Annotated in this window: 1 pseudogene; it reads left to right on the top strand. The window is 46.3% G+C overall.

Going from position 1 to position 527, the window contains the following annotated elements:
- Positions 1 to 527, top strand: a pseudogene (locus ACFIJL_RS09945) (phage tail protein); the annotation flags it as partial.

Genomic DNA, 527 nt, shown 5'->3' with positions numbered 1-527 from the left:
GGTTGATTGAAGAATACGGGCTTGGTGAACTGACACCTTATGTTCCAAACCTCTATGATTTGATTGACCAAGGGCTTGCATGGCAACGCCTGCGCGGATCTGTTATGGCAATAGAGATGGGGTTGAGATGGTTAGAGATTACAGCCCGCTTTATACCCGCTTGGACGGGACGTGCATGGTGGAATTCCTTTCAACTTGATTTTGATCAGTTGCCTGAACGCAAAAGCCTTGAAGCCATTGAAGCGATTACAGATCTCTCCAAAAGTTTGCGCTCCGATTTTCGTCGTGGTGTTGCGGGGTATGATGTGCAAGCTGTTGAATGCAATATGTCACGCCTTGATGACAGCATGTTGGAGTATGAGAGCGGTGTTCGTTTAACAGCTGGGGACACTTTGTTTTCCTTTGGACGCACAACAGAAATCAATCATACCCTCACAAAAGAAGAAGGCCGGCTTATTGGTAATTGGATAGATGATGGGGATGAAGAGTTAAGCTGGGAACAAATCGATTATCCATGGGACATGGCA

The organism is Bartonella sp. TT119HLJHH, from assembly GCF_042193385.1.
Lineage (GTDB): Bacteria > Pseudomonadota > Alphaproteobacteria > Rhizobiales > Rhizobiaceae > Bartonella.
This window is presented reverse-complemented; position numbering and strand designations above follow the sequence as displayed.